Origin of the sequence: Cyanobacterium aponinum PCC 10605, from assembly GCF_000317675.1 — a bacterium.
GTDB lineage: Bacteria > Cyanobacteriota > Cyanobacteriia > Cyanobacteriales > Cyanobacteriaceae > PCC-10605.
The window spans coordinates 2,289,435-2,312,298 of record NC_019776.1 but is presented as its reverse complement, the minus strand read 5'-3'; the positions used below and the strand labels follow the sequence as shown (position 1 = coordinate 2,312,298).

The window sequence follows — 22,864 nt, the reverse complement described above, 5'->3', positions numbered from 1 at the left end:
CTGACACCTAACCTTATCGGATATTCTTACTTAAACCAAACTGAGGTTTCTTAAGTAATTAAAGGTCGGATTTGATCAACTATTCCCCGACTTTTTGCATCGGGTGTAATAAACTCTATTTGTTCACTTTGACCTATTCCTAATCCTAACTCAACAGCTCTTTGAATTTGCTCTAACTCCCATATTGATCCATTAGATACCTGATTTGTTGTACCTAATAAACGAAGTAGGGCGATCGCAACTACATCTATTGCAACTCGATCGACTCCTGCTAAAATGACGTTAGAGCGGACTTTTTTTCCAGACGCAGGTCCCCCATTAACAAAGGCTTCCACCCCGTCTAAAAGAACTAGAGAAGGCTTATAGGCTTGATTAATTTCCGCAATCATTAACCGTTGATGGGCAGAAGAATGTAAGTCTCCCATATAGTTAAAGGAGTCTCCCGGTACGTATTTTGCTACCATTCCCACCGAATTTTTGAGAGAAAGGGTAAAATGTCCCCCATATTGATGAGTTTTTAAGCAACAGGTATTGACAATTGCTTCTGAGTCTAAAATAGGACGAGCAAAGGCAAAGCCCTTCTGCCAGTGTGTTCCTTCCGCAGAGATATATTGCCATTTTTCGGCTTCCATTTCATCAAAAACAAGGGTTTTTACACCGTATTTTTCTCCCAATTGAAAAACCCCTTTTTGCTCCATCGCTTGGCGGGTATCTGCCATTCCAGAGCGATCGCCAATGGTCATTTCTCCTACTTGAGCGCCTTGAAATTCTTGAATCAAGGTTTCTAAGAGTTGACTATCAGTAGCCGCAGGGGCAGGATCACCAGTGTTATAGTTAGGCTTAAGAAAAACAGTTTTACCCTTTAATCCAGTGGGTTGTAAAAGATCCAATGCCTGACGAGTACCAGCAGAACGATCCTCATTATAAACCAGTACTACTTTACTTATTTGAGGCGGATTTAAAGGGGAAGATGAGGCAGATTGAGCCGTTACCTTGTTATCGGCAACAGTTGAATTAATAGCACGACAGGCGGAGGGAAATAAAGATGCACCAGTGGCTAAAGTTGCTAAACGTAAGACTTGTCTTCTTTGTAAAGGTCTATCTGAAGGCATAATTGAAGAATTAGAAACTTTTTTCTAGGATAACGAACATTATTTGAAATCTTGGATGGATTGGAAATTTATCGGGCAAAAGCAAAAGTTAATTAAATTCGTGGGAGAAAATTCCTAAATTACTGCATAAATCAGAAAAATGAGACTGATAGATCAATAAGAGCTAAAAGAATTTATTATCTATGTCAAAGAAAAACATTGTCTGTTTCTTATTGATTTTATTGCTTTGTTTTATACCTGTTCAAGAAGCCCATGCTGGTAATTTATCTTTGTTTTCTTCTCTGGAATGGAATCAAGAGCAAACCAATTTCAGCAAAAATCCTCAAAATTTTTCTCAAGAGATTCAAAACCGCCTCAACAGTACCAGAGATAGTATTGGTCAATTAGCTTTATTAATATCACATCCTTGGGGTACTTATGATTATACTAGACCCATTTTTGTTGCTCCTAGAGATGGAGGTGGGATTATTTTTGAAGTTGATATACACTGGCATCGAAATTTAAATTCCCGCAATCATGTTACCAGAATAGCTTGGGAAATAGTTAATAACAAACATTATAAGGCTTCTGTTATTTGGGATGACTCTACTTTCAGCCCAATTCATGAGGAAGAAGTTAACGATTTTTTCCGACAACTTTTACCAAATTAAATTTATTTTTTCTTTTATATATTCAATTATATTGAACTAAAAATTATGTTATCAAATATTACTAATTATACCATAAATAACAGTTTAGAAACGGGTAAAAATATGCTTAAAGAATTAGGAGATCGAGCTATTAATAGTTCTAATAATTTGACTGATGCAATGTCAAAAAATGTTCAATCTAGCCTAGAGTCTTTGTGGAATAATTGGATTGGAAATCATCCTCTCATTGGATTTTTTGTTTCTCATCCTCTTATTTTTATTATTGTCATGATAACTTTAGTTTTAACTATTTGGGGAGTAATTCAGATGATTCCCTCATTATTAGTGCGACTGTGGTTATCTGTGTTTAAATCACCTTTTATCTTAGGAAAATCATTACTGAAAAATAATCAGCAAGATACTCTTAAAGAAGAATTTTATCAACTAATTTTAAACAAGTTAGATGCGATCGAATCTAAGCAAAATCAATTAGAACAACAGTTATCTCAATCAAAAAATCAACAACCTGATTAACAGTTATTATATAACCGATGCTATTTTTTTGTAATAACATCAAGACTCCATTAATTTTCTTAATTTACCTTCTAGTTTGAAATTAAATATGAACAAATTTATCGAAGTTTCTTGTTAGCTTAATCTTAATTTCTAACGGGACTTTTTTCCCTTAAAATTATGACTGTTAAATATTAATGAGAATTAACCAATGAGTGAATATCAATACTACGAATTTCAAACATTAGATCAACCTTTAACAAAGCAACAACAGCAGAAAATTTCCCAGTTATCTAGTCGAGTTAGGTTAAACTCAAGAAAGGCTATTTTTACTTATAGCTACGGTGATTTTCCTGCAAATGAAGATCAGATTTTAGCTGATTATTTTGATGCTCTATTTTACATAGCGAATTGGGGAACAGTGAAATTAATGTTTCGTTTCCCTATCTCTTTAGTTAATATTAACGAATTAAAAAAATACACTTATGATGATTTTATTACTATCGATAAAATAGGTAGTTATTTAATCCTCAAAATAGAAATTAATGACGAGGAAAGAAGTGACTGGATAGAAGAAGATAACAGTTATTTAGATGATTTAATAGAGCTTAGACAACAAATTTTAGCACAAGATTATCGAGTGCTTTATCTAGCATGGTTAAAAGCGATCGAATTGAGTAAATTATACGATGATGCCCCATTGAAAGATATTCCAGAACCTCCCATTCCCCATGGTTTAAATCAACTATCAGAATCATTAAAAATTTTTGTTGAACTATTTGAAGTTAATCAAAATTTGATAAAAGTAGGAGCAACTAATAGTTCTAAAATTACGCCCATACCAGATAATATTTTTTTAGAAAATATCAGTAAACTATCTAATATTGAAAAAGATGATTTTTTATCGAGATTACTACAAGAAGAACCAAATCTTAGCTTAAAATTAAAGCAAAAATTATTAGAATTAAGTGAGTTAACTAATAATAAAACTACCATCGAAAAACGTACAATTAAGCAGTTATTCACAGAAGCGGAAAAAATTGCACAATCAGAGGAAAAAAGACAAAAAGAAGAAGCAAGGCAGAAAAAAATTAAGGAATTAAAGGCTTTTGCTAATCAAGAAAATCAAGCATGGCTAAATGTTGACAATCTTATTCAAAAATCAAACCCCAAAGCCTATGATGAAGCGAAGATGATATTAATAAAGCTGAAAGAATTAGCTATTTATCAGGGAAAAGAAGTGGAATTCTATCATAAATTAGAAGATATAAAACAAAAGTATTCCAGAAGACCAACATTTATTGCACGTCTAAATAATCTATAGTATTTCTCTTTATTTTTTGCTGAAAAATCTACAACTAAGCAATTAATTATTAGCAGAAACGAAATAAATTGCTCAATTAGAACATTACAAAAAAGATAAAAATAGAAGTTAAGATAGGAAAAATCAAAAAATTAATTTTGCTTTTCAAACTGCATTTTCGTTTACTTTTTTCTTTACTCTTTCCAACACCTAAAAAACAGGCTATGAATTTTATAGCCAAGTATCAATAGTTATTTTTTTATAAGTCAAGGCGCATTTAATTTGACATTTTTATTAGCTTTTGAGAATTACTATAACTCTCTATTGTTGTCTTTTGCCCACCTTTATCGGTAAACTTTCGATGCGTCCTAAATTAACTTTAGTTAATCAGATTCCCAATTTTCACAGGCAATTAAATCACCAATTTGGTCTCTTAATAAATAATCGCATTGTTCTAATTCACATTCAACACAAACCCATTCCCTAGCGGGGATGTATTGACATAAAATGTAAATGGGTTGATGACGACTAACAACTCCTTTTTCCACTAAATGACGTGCCTCGTCTCTAATCATCTCAATTGAGTAATCCGTGGCGTTTTTGGTTAAAGTTTTCATCATTTTTGCCCCGTTAATTTTTATCTTGTTTCAATACTTAATATAGTCTAACCCAAGGGAATTGATTATAGTTACTTAATGTATCTTAAATTACATTTTTCTAAAAAAAAATCAGATATCCTAAAGGGTTGCTATAAGCCTAATAGAGAAAAAATACTATAAAAAATCCCCTTTAACAATGTCAAATTTTCCTGACAAATTAAATAGAAATTTTAGGGCTAATTCTTGGGCAATAGGCATTTGTCCATAGGAAAATACCCAAGGTATAGATTTTGGCATATGGGATAAAAACCAATTTTTAACATAAGGGCTACCATAAATAACTACCCCTTGAAGATTATTTTCGGTGAATAATTTAAGATAGAATTTTTGACTTTCAGGGGTTAAACCTGCCCTTCCTCGAAAAGGATTTCCTCGTAAAAAAACCTGTAATAGTAATGGTTGTTGAGTATTTTGTACTGAAAATAGATTATATTCATCAAAAACCTGACGATGATAACCTCTTGTTTGTGGTATTGTAATAGCAGGTGAGCTGCGATCGAGGTATTCACAATTTAATAAATCTTCCACCACAACTAAATTTATTCCCTCAGAGGCATTTTGAATGGGTATATTGCCCCCTCTACTCATACTTTGGGCTAAAATTTCATTCACTGCTTGACTGGCTTCTAAACTGTAAATATCACTCATAGAATGAGATTGTGAATTCACACTTTCACCAAATAGTTTTTGTTTGGCATAAGTAACACGTAAATAACTTTCATCAATGCGACTTTCCGATAAAATACCCGAATCTATGGCTTTAATTACCGATTTAATTGCTATCTCTGGATTTTCAGGCATGAGTAAAATATCCGCCCCTGCCTGTAGCGCTTTAACGGCGATTTCTTCTGGGGAAGCATATTTTTTTACTCCCCCCATAATTAAAGCATCGGTAATAATCAAACCCTCAAAACCCATTTTTTTCCGTAACAAATCCATTAACACCTTTGGTGAAAGAGTCGCAGGATTGTAGGAGTCTAGGGCATTTACCAACAAATGGGCAGTCATAACGCTATCAACTTTTTCCTTAATAACCCTTTCAAATGCAACTAATTCAAGGGATTGTAAACGCTCTAAACTATGATTAATAATGGGTAAATCAAGATGAGAATCTGTTGCTGTGTCACCATGACCGGGAAAATGTTTTGCACTTGTTAAGATAGGATAATTATGACAACCCCTAACAAAAGCAGAAGTTAAATCTTCCACTGTTTTTAATTTATCTCCAAAAGCACGAACATTAATAACGGGATTATCAGGATTGTTATTAATATCTGTCACAGGGGCTAAAATCCAGTTAATACCAATGGCAAGGGCTTCTAGGGCGGTAATTTCTCCCATTTTTTCGGCATATTTAATCGCCAAACTCGGATTCTCATTGTAAATTTCCGCTAATGCCATCGGAGGAGGAAACCAAGACGCACCAGAAAATCTTTGCCCTACTCCTTCCTCTATATCGGCGGCAATAAATAAAGGTGTTTTTGCCCATGTTTGCAATTGTTGAGTGCGATAGGCGATTTCTGCACAGCTACCTCCTAATAAAATAACTCCACCTAAATTCAATTCTTCTATCCATTTTTTCAATTGGGGTTGAGTGGCTTCCCATGCGGGATAACGTATTTGATGATCAAAAATATAACCTGTGGTGCGTACAATAATTAATTGCCCAATTTTTTCAGGCAGAGAGAGTTTTTCAACTGGTAACATAACTTAATGAATAAAAAATTAAGAATTATTTGAAATCTAGTATTTACTATACTCAGTAAAGGAATAAAGTATTCAGGGTTAGTATAAAAACGTTTTACCCTCACCCCCAACCCCTCTCCCACAGGGCGAGGGGAGAATTTTTCCGAATATATTGATTAATTAAAACACCCTGCTTTTTGAGCAATCCCCAATTATTATTGATTATTTTCTCGAAAACAGTAAGCACACATTCCCCAACGGTTTAATTCTCCCTCTGGGCAAAAACTTTGACAACAGGGGCAAGTAGAGTTATTTTTTGCTCTTTGTTTAATAATTTCAAACCATTGTTGCAGGGCTTCTTGAGGGGTTTCTTTAGGCTGTGTGATAAACTCCGTCGATTCGACTAGACTAGGATGACTTAAGTTTGTTTCTGCTTCTGGAATGGGGGGAGTGTTTTGACTATACCATTTTCCAAAAACAAAATATATGTCTTTGATGGGATTCTGAATACGGCGATTAATTTTGATAATCAAAGTGCGTCTTTGTAAGGATAATTCTTGAGCCCATACTGCACTTTGAGTGGCAATGAACAATACTTCTTCTTTAAGATAAATAGGAGATGTATGTTGTGCTATCTTTTGATTAACAATTTCATACCAGATTTTTTTTAACTCATAGTATCTTCTTTGTTTTTCCCATTGTGGTTGAGAGAGAATAGAATTTAGTAATTTATCGATCGAATTTAAGGTCATTAATAGATTATGAGTAAAGTACCTATGTCAGTTCATCCCCTGATAAAAAAGATTATACAAAATTTAGATTTAGATCTTGGAGCAGAATTAAGACGCTATGAAAAGAATACAGTGGATAGCGATATTCTAATTCCTGAATTAATAGAAACTGAATCTATTGACTTGCCCTCAAATTCTAGTTCTTTAGTTTATCATCTCCCTCTTGATAACTACGATGAAGATGGTGAAGATGATGAAGATGAGCCAATACCCGTTGCTTCTCGATTGATAAGCCGCGATCGAGCTTCCTTACTAGATTTAATCTTAACTCCTTGGGGAATTTTTGGAATAATTATGTTTTTCGGAACGAATATTTTGATATTTTTAGGAATCAATAACTTTAATTTCAACAGTTCAAATCAAAAGGCAGAAATAGTTGATCAGAGTAGAAAAGATCAACAAATCATTAATGAAGTGACACCAGAAATAGAACAAAAAGATGAGCAAATAATAGACGAGCAAATAAAAGAAGAAAATGAACAAAAATCTCCTCCTTTACCCTCATCTCTCCCAAGTGTAGATAATGCAAATATTAAAAATAGTATTCCCGCATCTCCCTATCCTGATTTAAAAACAGCTTTAATGAAGGAAATTAATAATAACGAATTAAGTGAATCCTCTTTACCATTACCTCCCCCTTTATCGGAAGAAAACTCAAATACATTACCGAATCAAGATGAGCCTATAGAGGCTAATTCCTCCTCTCAAAATAATCAAAAAAAAGAATATATTATATTAACTAATTATGAAAATATGACTCAATTTAATAATATAAAAAAAGAAATTCCTAACGCTTTTATAACTAATATTGAAGGAGAAATGAAAATTCAGCTAGGAGTTTTTAACACAGAAATAGAAGCTAAAACAAAATCTCAGCAATGGCAAAAACAAGGTATTAAAACTTTCTTGAAGTGATTTATTTCCTGTCAACTTCTAGCCCACTTTCTTTGGTCAAATAGTTTTGTCAAAAGAATTCAGAATGTTTTTTTTGCTCTTTATTTAATCTAATCACAATTAAGCCACCTTAAATAAAAAATAGAGATCTATTATAATAAATAGACCTCTTAAGTAAAATATGGCTAACGACAAGCGTAAAAAATTATCTTTAATTTGTGGAGTTATTTATTAAATCCATAACTGCCTCATACTTAGGTGAACTTTGATTTAAACCCTCTGTTAAACCCCAATAACCATATTTACCATAAGAACCAACATCATTAAAGTTAATAAATTCTCCTCCCCCCATGTTAAACCATGTTTGAAAATACTCTTTATAAATTTCACCCATGCGAGGATCACGGTTAGCCTTGGCAAATAAATCAATTATTTCAGGTGTTGCCGTTTTATCGACTAAGTGTTGTCCTCCTTCGTAAGCCACTAAGGAAAGACCTTGTTCTTTTGCTAATTGAAGATAGCTGCTCATATCTTGATAGGATTTTGCTAATGCACCACCACTAGGACTATTGCTTAATAAACCGCCATTATTGATTTCGTCAAATAGTTTGCTTAAGCCTCCATCAGCTTCTTTTGTCCAAGATATTAGTGTATCTTTGTTATTACTATTGCCAATATAACCGCCAAAATAAGGTGCGATCGCAATTTTCAATGATTTAACCTTTTTATTAATCATAGGTTTGTAAATACTTAGTAATTGAGTCAACAATCATAACCCAATTCTTTTAAATCAAATCCAATTAAATGACTGGTTTTTTGATTACTAAAATTAAATGTGTTTTTTACACGCTCATTAATAGATTCCTTCCAATGATTTTCAATTCCTTCATGTAACTTTAATGGTAATAAATTTGATATGATTTTCATAGGTTTATATAAAAATTTGTTCTTAACCAACCTACCTAAATTTTCTTCATAGGAAGGTCCTGCTAATCGGTTAAAAAATCTCATATACATTAGTTCTAATCCTTGATGACCAATGTTAGACGGCTTTATATCAATATTGGGCACATTTGATATATTAAGAAAATTTAATAATTTTTCAAAAAAGAGTTGTTGATTAAATTTTAATAGCTCCAAAGGCAATACTAAAACTTTATTTTTTCCAAACAAGTTTTGATAATATTCAATCAGTTTATCAAATTCAAAAAAGTCTAAATACATTGGTGTTTCTAAAAAAGGTTTTGAAGTGTTATTTATGCTAAAAAATTATCAATTGTGGCTGTTCCACCAACTATAATATATTGCCGGTAAAGAGACATTAGCATTGATTTTTGTTCTCTAATAATAATAAAAATTTTCGCCTCTGGAAAAGTTGAACAAAAACGATCTGCAACTTCTTTTCCCCAATAACCACATAGAGGGCTTCCAACTAAATCCTCATGAGATAAAACGGGAATAAGTCCCTTTTGAGAAATTTGATTTATTTTAGATAATAAATTTTGACGAACCTGATCTGATTCAAAATCAAAACTATTTGTACTAGCAAACTGAAAAAAAGTTTCACGATAGGATAAAAGATTCAGAAAGCCTTGTTGTTCATTATCGAAAAAGTATTGTTGTAACCAGCTAGATGCACATTTTGCATATCCTACATGAATTAATAAATTATTAATCTCGTTATTCATTATCGTAATTAAATTTTTGTTAAAAGTTGAATAATAACTGCAAATCAAAATACCTTAGTTAAAATTCAAGTTCAGATTTTTTAAGACCGATCGCATCTCTTGGGCTAATTTATACTTATAGGTATCCCGTTGATTATAAACTAGAATTTTTAATTCTAAGATTAACAAATCTACATAGTATAAAATCAAAGCAAAAATTTTGCCATAACATTTAGATTGCACTAAATATCTACCTTGCCAATAATAGGTTTTTCTTTTTAACTGTGCCATTTTTTCTTCATCGGAAGAACCGCCACCTAAATGAATAATAGAAACAGTAGGATCATAATAACGACGCCATCCTGCTTTATAGACACGATAGTTAAATTCGATGTCTTCTCCATAAAAGAAAAAATCTTCATCCAAACCGCCAATTTTCCTTAAAAGAGAGCCTCTAATCAAGAGAAAAGCACCTCCTAACCAGTCAACATCTTTTTTCGTATTTTCTTTATCCCAAGTGTCATCATCAATGTTCGCCCAGTTGAATAAAAAGGGTAAATACCACGGTAAACCTAAAGCAGAAATAAGCGATCGCATCGGATTTGGAAATTTTCGAGTTACATTCTGTAAAGAACCATCTTCATTTAACAATTTACAACTCATCACACCAATATCTTTTTGCTCCTCCATCACTTGTAAACAGTATTCTAAGGTGCGATCGTACACAATTGTATCGCTATTAAGTAATAAAGCATATTCATGATTGGAAAAAGTTTCTCAACCTCGATTATTCCCCCCCGAAAAACCCCAATTTTTGGATTCAGCTAAAACCGTAACCCATTGCCAATTATTTTCTTTTATTATTTGATTTATTTTTTCTGGCGAACCATCTTGAGAATTATTATCTACAACAACAACATGACTATTTTTGATTTTTACTATTTGATTTGACAGAGATTTTAGACAATTAATTGTTAAATCAGGAGTTTTATAATTAACAATAACAATGAGCAATGTTAGACCCGTTTCCATTTTCATAATTAAAGTAGGAACTTTATAATTGATTTAAAAACAATTTTCTTAATCATAGTTTTAATATTTTTTAGCAATCTATTTTTCAATACTTTTGGTTCTTCTACAGTGGTTATGATGAATTAATAGAAAATAACTTCCTAAATAGTGTTTATAGTAAAATAAAAACTAAAAGTTTATAAATTATTATTTAATAATCCCCTATTGCCTATTGCCTCTTGCCTTTCAGCCTACCCTAACTAATAATTTACATACTCAAACTGATAGAGCCATACTTTTTTCATCGAAATCAGTTTTTGTCTGATGGATTTTTGATTTACTCAGCAGACCCTAGTCATTAATTCTTCATAGATAAACCGATACGTTTTAATTTTTCGTTAACCTCTAACACTCTTACTTTTACAACCTGCCCGACTCTGACAACCTCTGTAACATCACTCACGAAGCGATCGCACATTTGGGATATATGTACTAAACCATCTTGATGCACACCTATATCCACGAAAGCACCAAAATTAACCACATTAGTGACAACTCCCTCTAAAATCATACCTTCTTTTAAATCGGTAATTTCCGTGACACCCTCCTTAAAAGTAGCATACTGAAATTCAGCACGAGGATCGCGCCCGGGTTTTTCCAATTCTTGAATAATATCTTGTAGGGTAGGTAAGCCAATTTCGTCAGTGATATACTGCTTTAAATCTAGTTTTTTCAGATGTTGATTAAGTTGAGTTATTTCCGTTAAAGGTACTTTTAAATCACTAGAAATTTTTTTAACAATGGGATAACTTTCTGGATGCACAGCAGTATTATCCAAAGGATTATCACCGTCTCGAATACGTAAAAAACCTCCTGCCAATTCAAAAGTTTTTGACCCTAATTTCTTAACTTTTAGTAATTCTTTTCTATTTTTAAATACCCCTTTTTCATTGCGATACTGCACAATATTATTCGCAATAGTGCTATTAATTCCAGAGACAAAAACTAACAATTCCTTAGAAGCAGTATTCAAATCAACTCCCACATAATTAACACAACTTTCGACAGTTTCTTCTAATTTTTGTTTCAATAATTTTTGATCCACATCGTGTTGATACTGCCCTATTCCAATGGATTTTGGGTCAATTTTCACCAATTCGGCAAGGGGATCTTGTAACCTCCTACCAATACTAATCGCACCTCTGACGGTGACATCCAAATCAGGAAATTCACTAATCGCCACATCACTAGCGGAATAAATAGACGCACCAGACTCATTCACCATCACCTTGATGGGTTTAGTGTCAATCTCCTTTAACACCTCCGTGACAAAATCATCGGTTTCCCGGGAAGCAGTGCCGTTACCAATGGCAATTAAAGCAATATGATATTTTTGGATTAGTTTTTTTAAGCTATTTTTGGCAAGATTTCTTTTTTCTGACCCATTATGAGGAAATATTGCCTGATACTCTAAAAATTGCCCTGTTTCGGAAAGAATCGCCACTTTGCAACCCGTACGAAACCCCGGATCAATACCCATTGTCGGTTTCATCCCTGCAGGAGGAGATAATAACAATTCTCGCAAATTTGCCTCAAAGGTTTTAATTGACTCTGTATCTGCCCATATTTTCATTTCTGAACGCACATCTCGCAGTAAAGCTGGTTTTAATAAGCGATTAAAGCTATCTTTAATAGTTTCTTGGTAAAATTGCTTAATTTCAGGGTTTTTGGTTTTAATTATCTTGGACTCTAAATAGTTAATTGCCCTTTCTTCCTCAAAATCAACGTCTAAACTGAGGATTTTTTCTCCTTCTCCTCGATATAAAGCAAGAATGTTATGGGGGGCGATTTTGGTTAATTTACAGGTAAAACTACGATACATCTCATACTTTGTGCTTCCTTCGGGGTAATCTTTTTTTATCTGAGAGACAAAAGTACCGTTATTCAAAATAAATTCTCTCAAATAGGCTCTTAATTCAGCTTTTTCGGCGATTTCTTCCGCTAAAATATCCCTTGCACCGCTTAAGGCTTCTTCACTGCTGTTAACACTATCAGAGACATATTTTTCGGCTTCTTGACTCAAAGAAATTACCTCTTGTCTCTTGCCTTTTGCCTTTTGCCCATCTTCCGATTGATTTTGATTTTTAACCCACTCTGCTAAGGAAGTTAAACCTTTTTCTCTGGCAATAGTAGCACGGGTTCTCTTTTTAGGTTTATAAGGCAAATAAAGGTCTTCGAGTTCATTTTTTTGTAAACAAGCGGTAATTTGAGCCTTTAAGGGTTCACTGAGTTTGTTTTGAGAGGCGATCGCATCTAAGATAAATTGCCTTCTTTGCTCTAATTCTTGGAGATAATTAAAACGCTCTTGAATGTCTCTTAATTGTATCTCATTGAGTGACCCAGTGCGTTCTTTGCGGTAACGAGCGATAAAGGGGATGGTTGCCCCTTCATTAAGCAACTCTAAGGCACTTTCGACGTTTTCGAGATTGAGGGATAATTCAGAAGCTATAACTTGAGGAATATTGAGCATAGGCTAATAGGACTTTTTGCTAAAATTTTACACTAAAACGAAAACTTGAGTTCAATGTTCCGAGTTCAGGGGAGGTGATTATGAGGGGAGCGATTGAGAGGGGGAAGTAGGGGCGAATGGCCATTCGCCCGTACAGGAGTTATTCTTTCAGTCGTGAACGAAGTTTTGAATTATCAACTATTCACTAATTGCCCATTGCCTACCCTAATCAATAATTTAGATACCTAAAGTAAGAGAGCCTTATTTCTTTACATTTGTTAAGAGAAAATATAGAAAAGTTTACATTTTTTTTTATGTTTAAGATAAATAAAATATTCTGGTAAATTAATCAAAATATAAGCTACTGTGAAAATATGAGAACCATAAAAAAGATAAATAATAATTAAATTCTCAGAGAAAAAACTGTCTAATTAATGTCTCGTTGAAAAATAGAAAAGGAGTATAAATTATGAATGATAGGGTAGAAACTCCTGCCAGAAATGTGGCAATTGTCGGTCCTTATTCTAGTGGGAAAACCACTTTGTTAGAAAGTTTATTATTCGTTTCAGGAGCAATTAATCGAAAAGGACGTGTGGAAGATGGTAATACCATTGGGGATAATTCCATCGAAGCAAAAAACAGGCAAATGAGCGTGGAAGTCAGTTCAGGTTATACGGAATATGAAGATATAAATTTTACCTTTCTCGATTGTCCGGGGTCCGTGGAATTTATGCAAGAAACCTATAATGCTTTAGTGGGAGCAGGTACGGCAGTGGTTGTCTGTGAACCTTCTGTAAGTAGGGTTTTAACTCTCGCACCTTTGTTTAAGTTTCTTGATGATTGGCAGATTCCCCATCTAGTTTATATCAATAAGATGGATCGATCGCAAGATGATTTTATGGATGTTTTAAATGCCATTAAAGATGTATCTAGTCGTCCTCTGGTACCGCAACAGTATCCCATTAAACAGGATCATGATATTATCGGCTATATTGATTTAATTACAGAACAAGCATACCATTATCATCAAGGAGATAAAGCAGATTTAGTTCCTTTTCCTGAAAATCTTAAGGAGTTAGAAACCCAAGCAAGACAGGAAATGCTAGAAACCCTTGCTGATTTTGATGATCATTTATTGGAAGAGTTGATTGAAGATATTGAACCCTCTAAAGAGGAAATTTTAAAAGATTTAAAGCAGGACTTAAGTGCAGATTTAATTGTACCTGTTTTCTTTGGTATGGCAAAAGAGGATTATGGGGTGCGTCCACTACTAGATTGTCTCATCAAAGAAGCCCCATCTCCCAATATTACTGCGGAAAGGAGAGGATTAAAAACCGTTGCCCATAGCCCTGTTATTGCTCAGGTATTAAAAACTTATTACAGTCCCCAAGGAGGAAGGTTATCTTTGGTACGGGTATGGCAAGGAAAAATTACAGATGGCATGACTCTTAATGGGGTCAGAGTGGGCGGTATTTATCGTTTAATGGGAGGACAACAAAAATCTCAAAATATAGCACAAGTGGGGGAAATCGTTGCTCTAGCAAGGTTAGAAGGAATAAAAACAGGAGACACTCTTACCGATTCCGAGAAGGAAATCAAGCCCTTACCAAAAGCGAATTTAATCCCCCCTGTATATGCCCAAGCAGTGACAGCCGAACATCGTCGGGATGAAGTGAAAATTTCAGGTGCGATCGCAAAAATCTTAGAAGAAGATCCCTCTCTCAAATGGGAACAAGATGAAAACACCCATGAAGTAATACTTTGGGGACAAGGAGCAATTCATTTGCAGGTAACACTGGAGCGACTAAGCAATAAATATAACCTGTCTATGGTGGCACAAAATCCCAAAATTCCCTATAAAGAAACTATCCGCAAATCCACACAAGTTCATGGACGTTATAAGCATCAAAGTGGTGGCCATGGGGCGTTTGGAGATGTTTATTTAGACATCAAACCTCTAGCAAGGGGCGAAGGTTTCCAATTCCATGAAACCATTGTGGGGGGAGTTGTTCCCAAACAGTATATTCCGGGGGTAGAAACAGGAGTTAGAGAATATTTACAACAAGGTCCTTTAGGTTATCCTGTGGTAGATGTGGATGTAACCCTTACCGATGGCTCTTATCACTCTGTAGATAGTTCTGAACAGGCTTTTAAACAAGCCGCTCGTATTGCCATGACAGAGGGAATTGTACAGTGTGATCCTATTTTGCTTGAACCTGTTTTATTGGTGGACATTTTCACTCCCAATGAGTTTACATCAAAGGTTTTGCAACTGGTTTCTGCCCATCGGGGACAAATTCTTGGTTATGAGGGTGTAAGGGATTGGAAAAATTGGGATCAAGTCAATGCTTATCTTCCCCAGGGAGAAATGCAAGATTTTATTATTGAATTGCGATCGCTTTCTTTGGGAGTAGGCTTTTTTAACTGGCAATATGACCACTTAGAAATAGTCCCTGATAAGGTTTCTCACCAAGTCTTAGCGGCTTAAAAACAGGTAGGTGTCAGGTTTCAGGTGAGAGGGTGTTTAGGGGATGAGGAGATAAGGGGATGAGGGGAGAGGGAGAAATAAGTAATGAGTTAGTTAGGGGCGAATGGCTATTCGCCCGTACAGGAGTTAGGGATTTTTAATTCTTAATTATCAACTATTCACTATTCATCTTTGCCCTCCCCCCTCGAGAGGGGGGATAAAGGGGGGTTTGCCCTTTTAAAATCTATTTACCCTCTGCCTTTTTTTCCCAATCTGCAATATTCCATGTTTTAAAATCCCAAGGAGTTAAATTCACACCAAATAAATTATTACTAACTCCCACCACATCCGCACGGTGAATGAGAGGAATTACCGCCGCTTCTTCTACCAATAAATCATTCATCTGTTTGAATATTTCCGCCCTTGTCTGTGGATTTAATTCTTTGGTTGCCTTTTGCCAGAGTTGATCATATTCAGGATTACAGTAGCGAGAGTAATTATCCCCAGACCAATTATTACTTTTTTGAGGAATATTATCACAAGTATGATTTTTTAAATAAGCGATCGGATCTGGGCTTAAGTTACCTGTTGTAAACATTTGAACATCAGCAGAAAATTTTTCCACAGTATCATTATTACTAGGATCACTAGAAAATAAGACACTAGCATCAACACTTTTTAATTCCACTCCCACCCCTAAAGATTGCCAGTTTTGTTTAACAATAGCTTGAGTTTTTTGCCGTAAAGGATTAACAGAGGTTTGAAAAACAATCTTCATTTCTACACCATTTTTATCTCTGATGCCATCCCCATTGGTGTCTTTCCATCCTGCCTCATCTAACAGTTGAGACGCTTTTTCTGGATTATACGTCATTAAATTTTCTGAGGATACATATTCTTCTGGTGCAACAATATAGTTATTCGTTGCTTTTCCCGTCACACCATACAACTGGTTAGCAATAGTTTCTTTGTCCACTGCCATTGCTAGGGCTTGTCTCACTTTTACATCGGAAAAGAAAGGATGAGGATATTGTAAACTCGATTTTTCTCCTTCATCTGTGCTACGATTTGGATCGGTAAAATTAAAGATTATTCTTTCACTCAAAGACCCAAAATTAGCCACCAATTGACCTTTTCCACTCTTTTGCAGACTTTCGAGAATATTCGCCTCAACCTGTAAATTATGGGCAAAATCAGCCTCTCCCGTTTGTAATACAGCCCTAGCGGCAGACGTGGCATCCCCTCCCCCTTTAATTTCAATTTGTTCAAAATTCAATTTTTCTGGTTGACGGTAGTAGGAGTTAGGCTGATAAATAACAGAATCTCCAGGCTTGAATCGTACTACTTTATAAGCTCCCGTTCCCACTGGCATAAGGTTATAAGGAGCTTCTCGCACATTGGCACCGTTATATTGGGCATATAAATGTTGAGGTAAAATTAAACCTGCATTTCCCACAAACACTGAATACCAAGCCGGGGTAACTTCTTTAAATGAAACTTTGACGGTATAGTCATCTAATGTTTCTACTTTATCAACGATGGCATAATCTCCAGCATTAACACTACCCACTTGAGGATTAGTAATGAATTCGTAGGTAAAAACGACATCTTTAGCTGTAAAAGGTTGACCATCAGACCATTTTACATCTTTTCGTAATTTCCAGACTACAGATTTTCCATCCTTGCCAATACCTCCATTCTCCAGAGTTGGTATTTCTTGAGCTAGGATAGGTATAAGTTTACCTTCTTTGTCAAAAGATGCTAAAGGTTCAAGAGTAAGACGACTAGCTTCAGAATCTTTAAATCCTGTGGAGAGATGAGGATTAAGAATTGTCGGTGCTTGCCAATAAAGTAATTTTGCCTGTTTCAAATTATTGATATTGGAAGACTGAGAATCGGAGTTACAAGCAATTAGGGCTAAACTGCTCAGACAAATAGTAAGATAACCAGAAAGTCTTTTCAATTTCTTCATAATCAATAACTAAGCAAAATTTTTACCCCATTTTAATCAGATTTTGTTTTATTGCTTAAAAAAGGTTTCAGGTGTCAGGTTAAATAAAAATTAAGAGTTTATTTTTGCCATGCAGGATGAGAAAGTAACGCATCCATTACTCTTACACCCCTAAGTTGATTTGATAGGGGTAAATGCCCGATAGGTGCAGACAAATCCCAGATGAATTCTTGAGGATATTTTGTCCATTTGTTGCCACTTTTCCATTTTAATTTAGTCCAAAGTTGAGTATAGTCTTTGCCTAAAGATAACCACAATTGACGTTGGATTTGATAACCAAATTTGCCTTCAGAGTAGGTTTGCCAAAGAGTATCAATGGTCAACAAATCTGTTTCTGGGAATTTTTCTACTTCGGTGAAATATACCCATTTCCTTCTAATGGCTGTTTCTCCTGCTAATTCACAAAGTTTTACTCTGGTTAAACTATCTGCTTCTTGATATTTTTTTGCTATCAATAATTCTTGTAATTCACTGTAATCAATATTCTTTTCTGAGGATAATTGAACGATTCCTTGGGGAAAATGTTGATTTAAAAAGGTCTCATTTTCTGGATGATTACTATGTTTTAATACTTGATATATTTTACCTTTTAGTGGTGATACTTCTTCGGGATTAGATAATAAAAAATCTCTTAAAAATTGGTAATTTTCTTCTCCTTTTTCAACAATCTCATCAATTAAAGCTATTTTATTTTTATCAGAAGTTTTGGCAAATTTATCTTTAAGGGTTTCTAATTCATTCATTGTTGATTATTTGTTATTTTAAAATATTCTTTTTAAGATAATTTCTATTACCTCTAATTCAAGATTTTATTTTGAATAATGGCTAATAGTTTTTTATATTTTTAGAAATTAGTTAGATAGTTATTATAATTTTATGAGTTAAACAAAGAAACAATAATAAACTAAATTTATCAATTATTATTTTTTCACCCCTACCATTTTACCATTATGGTCTTGAGAAAGAAAAGGAGAATTGAGGGGAATCTTTAATAATTAGGTAAAAGTAACATGATAAAGAAGCAATAACATAGTGGCAATAACTGCACCAAGAAAAGTATTAATAATATTAACGATTTCATTGGTTAGCCAATCTATTTTTTCCTGTAAAGTTGCCCCAATAACGCTTTCTAGGTTAGTAGCGATGAAAGCTGAGATAAGGCATATCACAATACCAATCGGATTGATTAAATTTGTAAGATAACCCAAAAGTGCGATCGCACCACTGGCAATTATACCAGTTATAGTACCTTCTAAACTAATAGCACCTTCTGTACCTCTAGCCACTGGTTGTAAAGTAGTAATTAAAAAAGTGCGTTTACCGTATGCTTTACCAATTTCACTCGCGCAGGTATCGGATAACTTAGTAGCAAAACTAGCCACATAAGCGATGAGAAAAAAATCATCTCCAGAATCAGTGAAACCATAACCCAACGCACAAATAAAGGCAATCAAAGCACTACCCCATACATTTTCTACACTTCTGACTCCTTCTCTTTTTTCTGCAATTCCTTCCGCCATTTTCTGTGCCATACCTACTTTTGTAATTGCAGAGCCTACTAAAAAATAGAACATAACGACAAGATACCCTTGCCACTGAAGACAACCCCAAACAACAACCCCCAAAATCCAAGCATTGAGATAACCCATAACTGTTAGTAACTTTTTGGGGAGCAAAAGTGCGATCGCTAGTAATATTGTATTAATAGTAATCCCCAGTAGCCATGGGTTTTGCAAAATCACGTTAATGATATTCATTGTTTTATTCTCAACCCTTAATAATATTTACCTAACACCCTAATTCCTCAGCTATTGTCAAAATTTATGTTTAGTTTATGTTTACAAATTTATTGACTCTTAAGCGCCAACTGGTTGAGAAAGATAACCTAATTTTTCCAAACCTTGTAAAACTTTGTTAACACTTTCGTCTAATTCTTCAAGGTCTGTGCGACACTCAATTTCAGGATTAGTAGGAGGTTCATAAGGGTCACTGATACCAGTAAACATCTTGATTTCACCTGCACGGGCTTTTTTGTATAATCCTTTAACATCTCTATCTTCACAGACGGCTAGAGGTGCATTTACGAAAACTTCAACAAAGTTGCCTATTTTAGCCCTAACTTCTTCTCTGATAGCACGATAGGGAGAAATGGCAGAAACAATTACGATTACACCATTACGGGTTAATAGTTGAGAAACAAAACCTATACGGCGGATATTTTCGTCTCTATCTTCTTTACTGAATCCTAATCCTTTGGTTAAATTAGTACGTACAATGTCACCATCAAGCACTTCTATTTTATAACCTTGTTCTCTTAACTTTGCTTCTACCTGTTTACTAATGGTTGTTTTACCTGCACCACTTAAACCAGTAAACCAAATTGTTACGCCCTTATGTTCCATATTTTTCAATAGTATTTTTGTCTATAAGTTAATATTCTTTTGAGTATTGTACAAGTGCCTGTTACTCCAAACAAGAAATAAATATTTACAAGAAATAAATATTTAACCTCTGTTCAATACAAAATTGTCGGTTAAGATTTTACGGTATTGAGGTGAACAAGGGCAATGAGCAATGAATTTGATCGCTGCTCAGTAACATTCTTCTATTGATAATAGGGATTATAACGAAGATCGGTACATCCATAATCAATATCCATTTTATAGTAGTAATATTTGAATTCAGCAACAGTGGTAAATTCTGAAGTTAAACTTTAAATTTTTTATTTTCTAATTACACCCCACCAAGTCATGCAATAGGCGATCGCACAAGCTAAAAATAAAATTAACGCTGGAATATTATAAAAGAGTAGGCTCTTAGCCAAAGTACCTAAACCAAAGGCTAGTGTAAAAATTAACCAAATATACCAGTTACCAAGTTGATAAACAATATTTAACTTCCTATTGGCACTATTTTTGTTGAGTTGATCAAAAATTTGCGGCTTCATTAATTCCACTACTGAATATAGCACCATAATCAACCATAACGGTGTGGTCAATACCCAGACTAGAAAAGGACAACTGTTTCCAAGTTGGTAATAGAGAACAATTTGGTAGAGATGGAGCAGGTGAGAGATAGTTAATATCAGCCAGAGATAGCGGCGGTTAGTTTGCAACCATTGTCCTAAATCTCTAAAAATATTCAGTGTCACCAGTGGTTTAGCCACAAAAACTAATAAGAAAGGTAAGGCTGTTGTTAAGGAACTGAAGCGCAGAACAGTAAGGACGTTCTCAATAGTAATTTGAGGATAAAGTATCAGACCAGATACTATTACCATAAAAATAGTAGTAATTACCACTCCTGTCCATCCTAAAGATGCTCGCTCTTGTATTTCCATAAATATTACTTAATATTGAATTAAACAATAATAAATGATATTCTAGTGCAAAATTTAGACCTTATTTTCTACTTCCTAAAAAATTTATAATTAAAGGGGATATTTCTTCAGAAAAATGTTCTTGAGGATAGTGTTTTGCTTCTGGCAATGGTGTTAATTTTAGTTTATTATTCGTTTTAATTAAGTTTTCTACAGAGTCAATTTCTAGCCAAGGGTCTTCATTTCCCCAAATAATTAAACAAGGTTTTTCCCATGTTTTTAAACCTGTTTCTATTTCTTTTGTTGTTTGTTTTAATTGTAAATTTTTGACTATGGTTACTAACATTCTTCCTGCGGCGGATGATGTGACAATAGGTTTTCGATATAAGGCTAAATTATTATCAGAAATCACGAATCCTGAACCTTTTTCTAAGGTGCGATCGACTATTAAAGGATCTTGTGTTACCATATCTCCTAAAAGGGGAAATCCGCATTGAGCAATCTGCCAAGGTAATTTTGCCTCAGTAGTAATAGGTGCGTTTAATATTACCAAATGGTCTATTTTTTCTGGATATTTAAGGGCGTATTGGATGCCAATTGTGCCGAGAAAACCTTGAATAATTAAGGATACTTTTTCTAATTCTAACGTTTCAATAAAATCTTTTAAAGCCTCAATAAAATTATCTGGTTTGTAACCAAATTCTCTTTTTTCTGGTATGTCTGAAAATCCCCATCCTAACCAATCAGGTGCGATCGCACGATAGCCATATTCTGCTAAACTAGGCATCATTTCCAACCAACTAAAACTTTGAGAGAATAAACCATGTAATAAAATTACTGGGACTTTATTATTCTCTTGAGGTGGTAACATTTCCCGATAAAACCATTCAAAATTGCCGACTTTAATTTTCTTTTCTTGTATTTCCACAGATTTTTATTATTATTAAATATTTTTAACCAAATTACAGCATTTGCTGTTATAGGATTAATTAAACTATTTTTTGTTCTTTTACTCAAATTTTTCTTACTTTCAAACGCTATTGTGCATATACAAAAAGGCAAAGTTAAAAGGGTAAGGGGCAAAAGTAAATGGTGAATAGTGAATAATGAATAATGAATAATGAATAGTGAATAGTGAATAATTCCGAACACTCATTACTCATTACTCATTACTCGTTACTTATTACTTATTACTTATTACTTTTTCCAACACCTGAAACCTGAAATCTACCTCAATCAGACTATAATAAATATTGTTATAAAGTTATATGATTAATTAATTATTGGTATTATGACGATCGCATCTAGTTGGATTTATGGGTTAATGGGAGGTATTCTCATTGGAGTAAGTGCCAGTATTTTACTTGCGTTTAATGGGCGTATTGCAGGAATTAGTGGCATGATTAACGGAGTTTTAGAATTTTCGCCTACTCAACGATGGCGTTGGTATTTTTTGGGAGGAATGATTGCAGGGGGATTTATTTATGAGTACATTTTACCCCTTCCTTCCACTCCTGCCTCTGGTGTCGCAGTTATCCCCATGATTTTGGGCGGTTTATTAGTTGGTTGGGGGACAAGAATGGGGAATGGTTGTACTAGCGGTCATGGTGTTTGTGGTTTGGGTAGGTTATCGATGCGATCGCTTGTATCGGTTATTAGTTTTTTGGCATCAGGAATGATAACTGTTTATATCACTAGACATTTAATCAATTAGAGTAGTTTCGTTTCTTCTTTCTTTAATTCATCACCCTGTTTTCTATTTCCATCAGTATTTTTATTGTCTTACTAAATATAACTCAAATTAAATTGAAAAAATGATGAAAAAACAAAGTGTAATTGCCCTAATTAGTGGATTATTATTCGGTTTAGGATTAAGTATTTCTCAGATGGTTGACAGAGAAAGAGTCTTAGGATTTTTAGATGTGGCGGGTAAATGGGATGCAACTTTAATGTTTGTCTTGGGGGGTGCAGTGGGAGTAACTTTGATTACTTTTCGTTTTATTCTCAAATTAAAACACCCTCTTTTTGAGCAAAAATTTTATTTGCCTAGCCGTCAGGATATTGATCTAAAATTAATTTTGGGTGCGGTTATTTTTGGTATCGGTTGGGGTATTGGCGGTTATTGTCCAGGACCTGCTGTTACTTCCTTAGTACAATTGAGTATCAACCCGATTATTTTTATTCTTGCTTTTATTATTGGCTCATTAGGATATGAAAAAATCATGGGTAATGAGTAATTAAAACAAGACAACAAGCAATGAATAGTGTTGGGGTGAATAGTAAATAATAAAAAACT

General features: G+C 34.1%; 22 protein-coding genes and 1 pseudogene. 7 read left to right on the top strand and 16 right to left on the bottom strand.

Going from position 1 to position 22,864, the window contains the following annotated elements; all coding sequences use genetic code 11:
- Window positions 1-50: 50 nt before the first annotated feature.
- Window positions 51-1,112, bottom strand: a complete 1,062-nt coding sequence (locus CYAN10605_RS09640; RefSeq protein ID WP_015219749.1) for a DUF362 domain-containing protein — start codon at window positions 1,110-1,112, stop codon at window positions 51-53.
- A gap of 182 nt (window positions 1,113-1,294) precedes the next feature.
- Here CYAN10605_RS09640 and CYAN10605_RS09635 point away from each other — a divergent pair, with 182 nt between their 5' ends.
- From CYAN10605_RS09635 to CYAN10605_RS09625, 3 genes are all read left to right on the top strand, one after another.
- The gene (locus tag CYAN10605_RS09635; protein WP_015219748.1) at window positions 1,295-1,762 is read left to right on the top strand and encodes a hypothetical protein; all 468 of its coding nucleotides are present in this window, start codon (window positions 1,295-1,297) and stop codon (window positions 1,760-1,762) included.
- A 45-nt stretch (window positions 1,763-1,807) separates the two neighbouring features.
- A complete protein-coding gene (locus CYAN10605_RS09630) occupies window positions 1,808-2,275 on the top strand; it encodes a hypothetical protein (protein ID WP_015219747.1) in 468 nt (155 codons plus the stop codon).
- A 190-nt stretch (window positions 2,276-2,465) separates the two neighbouring features.
- The gene (locus tag CYAN10605_RS09625; protein WP_015219746.1) at window positions 2,466-3,578 is read left to right on the top strand and encodes a hypothetical protein; all 1,113 of its coding nucleotides are present in this window, start codon (window positions 2,466-2,468) and stop codon (window positions 3,576-3,578) included.
- A 362-nt stretch (window positions 3,579-3,940) separates the two neighbouring features.
- On the opposite strand, the gene CYAN10605_RS09620 is transcribed toward CYAN10605_RS09625, so the two are convergent.
- From CYAN10605_RS09620 to CYAN10605_RS09610, 3 genes are all read right to left on the bottom strand, one after another.
- Window positions 3,941-4,174 carry a DUF4327 family protein gene (locus tag CYAN10605_RS09620; protein ID WP_041922475.1) on the bottom strand — a complete coding sequence of 78 codons (234 nt, stop codon included), beginning with the start codon at window positions 4,172-4,174 and terminating at the stop codon, window positions 3,941-3,943.
- Between the two features lie 156 nt (window positions 4,175-4,330).
- Window positions 4,331-5,923 carry a glycoside hydrolase family 3 protein gene (locus CYAN10605_RS09615; RefSeq protein ID WP_015219744.1) on the bottom strand — a complete coding sequence of 531 codons (1,593 nt, stop codon included), beginning with the start codon at window positions 5,921-5,923 and terminating at the stop codon, window positions 4,331-4,333.
- 194 nt (window positions 5,924-6,117) lie between these two features.
- Window positions 6,118-6,654 carry a DciA family protein gene (locus CYAN10605_RS09610; RefSeq protein ID WP_015219743.1) on the bottom strand — a complete coding sequence of 179 codons (537 nt, stop codon included), beginning with the start codon at window positions 6,652-6,654 and terminating at the stop codon, window positions 6,118-6,120.
- Window positions 6,655-6,663: 9 nt separating this feature from the next.
- On the opposite strand from CYAN10605_RS09610, the gene CYAN10605_RS09605 reads away from it, so the two are divergent.
- The gene (locus tag CYAN10605_RS09605; protein WP_150108946.1) at window positions 6,664-7,608 is read left to right on the top strand and encodes a hypothetical protein; all 945 of its coding nucleotides are present in this window, start codon (window positions 6,664-6,666) and stop codon (window positions 7,606-7,608) included.
- A gap of 190 nt (window positions 7,609-7,798) precedes the next feature.
- On the opposite strand, the gene CYAN10605_RS09600 is transcribed toward CYAN10605_RS09605, so the two are convergent.
- The 6 genes and pseudogenes from CYAN10605_RS09600 to CYAN10605_RS09575 all read right to left on the bottom strand — a co-directional run bounded on the left by CYAN10605_RS09600 (window position 7,799) and on the right by CYAN10605_RS09575 (window position 12,795).
- Window positions 7,799-8,323 carry a hypothetical protein gene (locus CYAN10605_RS09600; RefSeq protein ID WP_015219741.1) on the bottom strand — a complete coding sequence of 175 codons (525 nt, stop codon included), beginning with the start codon at window positions 8,321-8,323 and terminating at the stop codon, window positions 7,799-7,801.
- A 26-nt stretch (window positions 8,324-8,349) separates the two neighbouring features.
- Window positions 8,350-8,811, bottom strand: a complete 462-nt coding sequence (locus CYAN10605_RS09595; RefSeq protein WP_041922474.1) for a hypothetical protein — start codon at window positions 8,809-8,811, stop codon at window positions 8,350-8,352.
- A gap of 32 nt (window positions 8,812-8,843) precedes the next feature.
- Window positions 8,844-9,275: a hypothetical protein gene (locus tag CYAN10605_RS09590; protein WP_041922473.1), complete on the bottom strand. Its 432-nt coding sequence runs from the start codon at window positions 9,273-9,275 to the stop codon at window positions 8,844-8,846.
- 54 nt (window positions 9,276-9,329) lie between these two features.
- Window positions 9,330-10,004: pseudogene (locus CYAN10605_RS09585) on the bottom strand (glycosyltransferase family 2 protein); the annotation flags it as partial.
- A gap of 27 nt (window positions 10,005-10,031) precedes the next feature.
- Window positions 10,032-10,286, bottom strand: coding sequence for a glycosyltransferase family 2 protein (locus tag CYAN10605_RS09580; protein WP_190274996.1), 255 nt, complete (start codon window positions 10,284-10,286; stop codon window positions 10,032-10,034).
- A gap of 337 nt (window positions 10,287-10,623) precedes the next feature.
- Complete coding sequence (locus CYAN10605_RS09575; protein WP_015219740.1) at window positions 10,624-12,795, bottom strand: Tex family protein; 2,172 nt, start codon at window positions 12,793-12,795, stop codon at window positions 10,624-10,626.
- A 448-nt stretch (window positions 12,796-13,243) separates the two neighbouring features.
- Between CYAN10605_RS09575 and CYAN10605_RS09570 the strand changes: the two genes are divergently transcribed.
- Window positions 13,244-15,262 (top strand): elongation factor G, encoded by a 2,019-nt coding sequence (locus CYAN10605_RS09570; protein WP_015219739.1) that lies wholly within the window; start codon window positions 13,244-13,246, stop codon window positions 15,260-15,262.
- A gap of 223 nt (window positions 15,263-15,485) precedes the next feature.
- Here CYAN10605_RS09570 and CYAN10605_RS09565 read toward each other — a convergent pair whose 3' ends face one another.
- From CYAN10605_RS09565 to CYAN10605_RS09540, 6 genes are all read right to left on the bottom strand, one after another.
- Window positions 15,486-17,213, bottom strand: coding sequence for a peptide ABC transporter substrate-binding protein (locus CYAN10605_RS09565; RefSeq protein ID WP_015219738.1), 1,728 nt, complete (start codon window positions 17,211-17,213; stop codon window positions 15,486-15,488).
- A 98-nt stretch (window positions 17,214-17,311) separates the two neighbouring features.
- Window positions 17,312-17,995, bottom strand: a complete 684-nt coding sequence (locus tag CYAN10605_RS09560) for a GUN4 domain-containing protein (RefSeq protein WP_015219737.1) — start codon at window positions 17,993-17,995, stop codon at window positions 17,312-17,314.
- A gap of 252 nt (window positions 17,996-18,247) precedes the next feature.
- Window positions 18,248-19,009, bottom strand: a complete 762-nt coding sequence (locus tag CYAN10605_RS09555) for a TIGR00297 family protein (RefSeq protein WP_015219736.1) — start codon at window positions 19,007-19,009, stop codon at window positions 18,248-18,250.
- Window positions 19,010-19,108: 99 nt separating this feature from the next.
- Window positions 19,109-19,654: an adenylyl-sulfate kinase gene (gene cysC, locus CYAN10605_RS09550; protein WP_015219735.1), complete on the bottom strand. Its 546-nt coding sequence runs from the start codon at window positions 19,652-19,654 to the stop codon at window positions 19,109-19,111.
- Window positions 19,655-19,974: 320 nt separating this feature from the next.
- On the bottom strand, window positions 19,975-20,589 hold the full coding sequence (locus tag CYAN10605_RS09545; protein WP_015219734.1) for a hypothetical protein: 615 nt from the start codon (window positions 20,587-20,589) through the stop codon (window positions 19,975-19,977).
- A 61-nt stretch (window positions 20,590-20,650) separates the two neighbouring features.
- A complete protein-coding gene (locus CYAN10605_RS09540) occupies window positions 20,651-21,496 on the bottom strand; it encodes an alpha/beta fold hydrolase (RefSeq protein ID WP_015219733.1) in 846 nt (281 codons plus the stop codon).
- Between the two features lie 363 nt (window positions 21,497-21,859).
- Here CYAN10605_RS09540 and CYAN10605_RS09535 point away from each other — a divergent pair, with 363 nt between their 5' ends.
- On the top strand, window positions 21,860-22,282 hold the full coding sequence (locus CYAN10605_RS09535; protein WP_015219732.1) for a YeeE/YedE family protein: 423 nt from the start codon (window positions 21,860-21,862) through the stop codon (window positions 22,280-22,282).
- Between the two features lie 100 nt (window positions 22,283-22,382).
- On the top strand, window positions 22,383-22,805 hold the full coding sequence (locus CYAN10605_RS09530; RefSeq protein ID WP_041922470.1) for a DUF6691 family protein: 423 nt from the start codon (window positions 22,383-22,385) through the stop codon (window positions 22,803-22,805).
- Window positions 22,806-22,864 lie beyond the last annotated feature (59 nt).

What these genes read in the sequence shown, in the direction of transcription:
- CYAN10605_RS09640 (WP_015219749.1), bottom strand. Translation starts at nt 1,112, where the DNA reads ATGCCTTCAGATAGACCTTTACAAAGAAGACAAGTCTTACGTTTAGCA.
- CYAN10605_RS09635 (WP_015219748.1), top strand. Translation starts at nt 1,295, where the DNA reads ATGTCAAAGAAAAACATTGTCTGTTTCTTATTGATTTTATTGCTTTGT.
- CYAN10605_RS09630 (WP_015219747.1), top strand. Translation starts at nt 1,808, where the DNA reads ATGTTATCAAATATTACTAATTATACCATAAATAACAGTTTAGAAACG.
- CYAN10605_RS09625 (WP_015219746.1), top strand. Translation starts at nt 2,466, where the DNA reads ATGAGTGAATATCAATACTACGAATTTCAAACATTAGATCAACCTTTA.
- CYAN10605_RS09620 (WP_041922475.1), bottom strand. Translation starts at nt 4,174, where the DNA reads ATGAAAACTTTAACCAAAAACGCCACGGATTACTCAATTGAGATGATT.
- CYAN10605_RS09615 (WP_015219744.1), bottom strand. Translation starts at nt 5,923, where the DNA reads ATGTTACCAGTTGAAAAACTCTCTCTGCCTGAAAAAATTGGGCAATTA.
- CYAN10605_RS09610 (WP_015219743.1), bottom strand. Translation starts at nt 6,654, where the DNA reads ATGACCTTAAATTCGATCGATAAATTACTAAATTCTATTCTCTCTCAA.
- CYAN10605_RS09605 (WP_150108946.1), top strand. Translation starts at nt 6,664, where the DNA reads ATGAGTAAAGTACCTATGTCAGTTCATCCCCTGATAAAAAAGATTATA.
- CYAN10605_RS09600 (WP_015219741.1), bottom strand. Translation starts at nt 8,323, where the DNA reads ATGATTAATAAAAAGGTTAAATCATTGAAAATTGCGATCGCACCTTAT.
- CYAN10605_RS09595 (WP_041922474.1), bottom strand. Translation starts at nt 8,811, where the DNA reads ATGTATTTAGACTTTTTTGAATTTGATAAACTGATTGAATATTATCAA.
- CYAN10605_RS09590 (WP_041922473.1), bottom strand. Translation starts at nt 9,275, where the DNA reads ATGAATAACGAGATTAATAATTTATTAATTCATGTAGGATATGCAAAA.
- CYAN10605_RS09580 (WP_190274996.1), bottom strand. Translation starts at nt 10,286, where the DNA reads ATGGAAACGGGTCTAACATTGCTCATTGTTATTGTTAATTATAAAACT.
- CYAN10605_RS09575 (WP_015219740.1), bottom strand. Translation starts at nt 12,795, where the DNA reads ATGCTCAATATTCCTCAAGTTATAGCTTCTGAATTATCCCTCAATCTC.
- CYAN10605_RS09570 (WP_015219739.1), top strand. Translation starts at nt 13,244, where the DNA reads ATGAATGATAGGGTAGAAACTCCTGCCAGAAATGTGGCAATTGTCGGT.
- CYAN10605_RS09565 (WP_015219738.1), bottom strand. Translation starts at nt 17,213, where the DNA reads ATGAAGAAATTGAAAAGACTTTCTGGTTATCTTACTATTTGTCTGAGC.
- CYAN10605_RS09560 (WP_015219737.1), bottom strand. Translation starts at nt 17,995, where the DNA reads ATGAATGAATTAGAAACCCTTAAAGATAAATTTGCCAAAACTTCTGAT.
- CYAN10605_RS09555 (WP_015219736.1), bottom strand. Translation starts at nt 19,009, where the DNA reads ATGAATATCATTAACGTGATTTTGCAAAACCCATGGCTACTGGGGATT.
- cysC (WP_015219735.1), bottom strand. Translation starts at nt 19,654, where the DNA reads ATGGAACATAAGGGCGTAACAATTTGGTTTACTGGTTTAAGTGGTGCA.
- CYAN10605_RS09545 (WP_015219734.1), bottom strand. Translation starts at nt 20,589, where the DNA reads ATGGAAATACAAGAGCGAGCATCTTTAGGATGGACAGGAGTGGTAATT.
- CYAN10605_RS09535 (WP_015219732.1), top strand. Translation starts at nt 21,860, where the DNA reads ATGACGATCGCATCTAGTTGGATTTATGGGTTAATGGGAGGTATTCTC.
- CYAN10605_RS09530 (WP_041922470.1), top strand. Translation starts at nt 22,383, where the DNA reads ATGATGAAAAAACAAAGTGTAATTGCCCTAATTAGTGGATTATTATTC.